This window comes from Nocardioides sp. (genome assembly GCF_036401255.1).
In the GTDB taxonomy this organism is placed as follows: Bacteria; Actinomycetota; Actinomycetes; order Propionibacteriales; family Nocardioidaceae; genus Nocardioides.
The window spans coordinates 1-2,226 of sequence record NZ_DASWVI010000336.1; the positions used below are offsets into that span (position 1 = coordinate 1).

General features: G+C 74.1%; 4 protein-coding genes. 1 reads left to right on the top strand and 3 read right to left on the bottom strand.

Translation table 11 applies throughout. The features are described from left to right. Nucleotides 1-475, bottom strand: a 475-nt coding sequence (locus tag VGD85_RS15615; RefSeq protein WP_331064355.1) for a GAF domain-containing protein, incomplete at its 3' end; no start/stop codon positions are given. A 38-nt stretch (nucleotides 476-513) separates the two neighbouring features. Here VGD85_RS15615 and VGD85_RS15620 point away from each other — a divergent pair. Then, nucleotides 514-879 carry a hypothetical protein gene (locus tag VGD85_RS15620; protein ID WP_331064356.1) on the top strand — a complete coding sequence of 122 codons (366 nt, stop codon included), beginning with the start codon at nucleotides 514-516 and terminating at the stop codon, nucleotides 877-879. 23 nt (nucleotides 880-902) lie between these two features. Here VGD85_RS15620 and VGD85_RS15625 read toward each other — a convergent pair whose 3' ends face one another. Together VGD85_RS15625 and VGD85_RS15630 are read right to left on the bottom strand one after the other, a co-directional pair. Then, nucleotides 903-1,328: a DUF3052 domain-containing protein gene (locus VGD85_RS15625; protein ID WP_331064357.1), complete on the bottom strand. Its 426-nt coding sequence runs from the start codon at nucleotides 1,326-1,328 to the stop codon at nucleotides 903-905. A 202-nt stretch (nucleotides 1,329-1,530) separates the two neighbouring features. Continuing rightward, nucleotides 1,531-1,896, bottom strand: a complete 366-nt coding sequence (locus VGD85_RS15630; RefSeq protein WP_331064358.1) for a LysM peptidoglycan-binding domain-containing protein — start codon at nucleotides 1,894-1,896, stop codon at nucleotides 1,531-1,533. Nucleotides 1,897-2,226: the final 330 nt, after the last annotated feature.

The window sequence follows — 2,226 nt, forward strand, 5'->3', positions numbered from 1 at the left end:
GTACCGCCTCGGCGGTACGCCGCGCAGCCGCCTCGAGCAGGCGGACCTGGGGCGGGTCGAAGCCCTGGTCGCGGTCGAAGTAGAGCAGCAGGGCGCCGACCGGCGTCGCGGCCCCGGGGAGCGGGAACGCGGCGAGCGACCGGGTGCCCTCGGCACGCAGGCGATCGATCAGGCCGCCGAACCGGTCGCCGAACCCGTCCAGGCCGCCGAACAGCGGCTCGGCGGTGCGCACCACCCGGGTCAGCGGGACGTCGTCGTAGGCGTCGATGTGGCACCAGGTCTCCGCGTCGGAGGCGAGGAAGCGCAGCCGTCGGCCGCCGCCCTCGCTCAGGGCCAGGCCGACGCGCGACACGCCCGGGAGCATCCGCAGGTCTCGCAGCACGGCCCGCGCCACGGCGTCGACGGTCGTGGCGTTCCTGAGCGTGAAGCCCAGGTGGGACAGGGCACCCAGTGGGCCCTCGGCATGCTCCCCCACGCCTCTCAGGGTAGCCACGCATCGGGGACAATGGCGGCGTGGCAGGCGGGGCAGGGGGCAAGCGGGCGGGTTCGCGGCGGGGTCCGCGGCGCCGCGCGGGGTTCCAGCCCGCCCTGCTGCTGCTCTCGCTGGGCATCACCGCCTGCATCGTGGCGTGGGGCTACCTCGTGTACGCCGCGATCGACTTCGGCTCGACCGCCCGCGGCGGGGACGACGACGCGTGGTGGTTCCTCGGCGTCGCCTCGGTCGGCGCGGTCGCGTGCCTGTTCGTCGGGCTGATGCTCGTGGCCCGGCTGCTGCGCCGGCTGGGCATCACCAGGGGCCCCGCCCCGCGTCCGGCGCCGACGGAGGAAGCGGCGTCCGAGGCTCCCCGGCCCGTCGGGGGCCGACGCGCCGCGCGCTGAGGGGCCGCGGCCGCGTCCGCCTGCTACCGGTCGGCGAGGCGCCGGACGAACTTCAGTCCCGACCAGGTGTCGTCGATCGCGGCGATCTTGACGTCGACCCACCCGAGCCCGAGCCCAAGGTCGCGCACGACGTTCTCGTCGAGGTCGCTGCGGATGCCCAGCGTCCGCTGCGCCGCCTTCTTCGGCCAGCACACCCACACCATCCCGTGGGGACCCGTCCGCTCCAGGAGGATCGGCAACCGCCGGGCGAGGTCGCGCGCCGAGGTGTGGAAGGTCAGCGTGACGTCGCTGGAGGCCGGCAGCCGCCGGACCACGCGGGCGGTGCCCAGGTCGCCCAGGTCGCCCAGGTCGCCGAGCTCGAGCCCGTCGGGCAGGCCGTCGAGATGCACGACCTGGCCGTCCCTGATCCCGAGCTTGCGGACCAGCGGGGTGCCTGAGTAGCCGGCCATGACCAGAGCCTAGAGGCGGCGCGCGGCCCTGGGGACGCCGCGAGGGGCGGGACCACCAGGTCCCGCCCCTCGTCTTCCCCGGCTCGTCAGCCGGGGTCGAGGCGGCTGACGATGTCTGTGGCGGGCCGGTGGGCCCGATGGTTGTCCCCGGTGGTTGTCCCCGTGGTTGTCCCCGTGGTTGTCCCTGGAGCCGGGGCGCCGGCTACTCGGCGGGGACCAGCAGTCGCTGGCCCGCGGTGACCATGCCCGTGTCGAGGGCGTTGAGGCGCTGGATGCGGTCGACCATCGCGCGCACGTCGCCGCCGTCGGAAAGTCCGGCCGCGATGTCCCAGAGCGTGTCGCCCGCCCCGACCATCACCACGCGGGTCGGCTCGGGGGTGCCGGACTCGTCGGTGGCGACCGAGCCGCCGGCCAGCACGAAGCCGATCACCAGGATCGTCAGCACCGCGAACGTGAGCACGACCAGCCGGCCGCGACGGGTCAGCCGCACCGTTCCGGGCCGGGCCGGGCGCGCGAGCTGGGGCGCGAACTGGGGAGCGAGCTGGGGGCTGATCGTCGTCGTGCTCATCGTGACCTCCTGGGGAAGTGGCGGTCTGCCTCGGGTCTGTGCTCTCACACCGTGCTGTCGAGACCAGTTCTAGTGGCGGCCACCGACAGTCCCTGCGGAACCGTCTGGACCATCCACCCGACGGGGCACTCGATCAGATGTTCGATCGAACACGTGTACGACGTTAGAGCACGTGTTCGAACGAATCAAGACCCGACACGAACATTTGTTCGAGCGCTCAGCGTCGCCGCGCGATCGCCCGCCGCCCCTGGGCCGCGAACAGCCCCGTGGCCCGGCCCGCCACCGACGGCGCGAGCGTGGTCGCCCGCACCAGCGCGCCGCGCCAGGTCG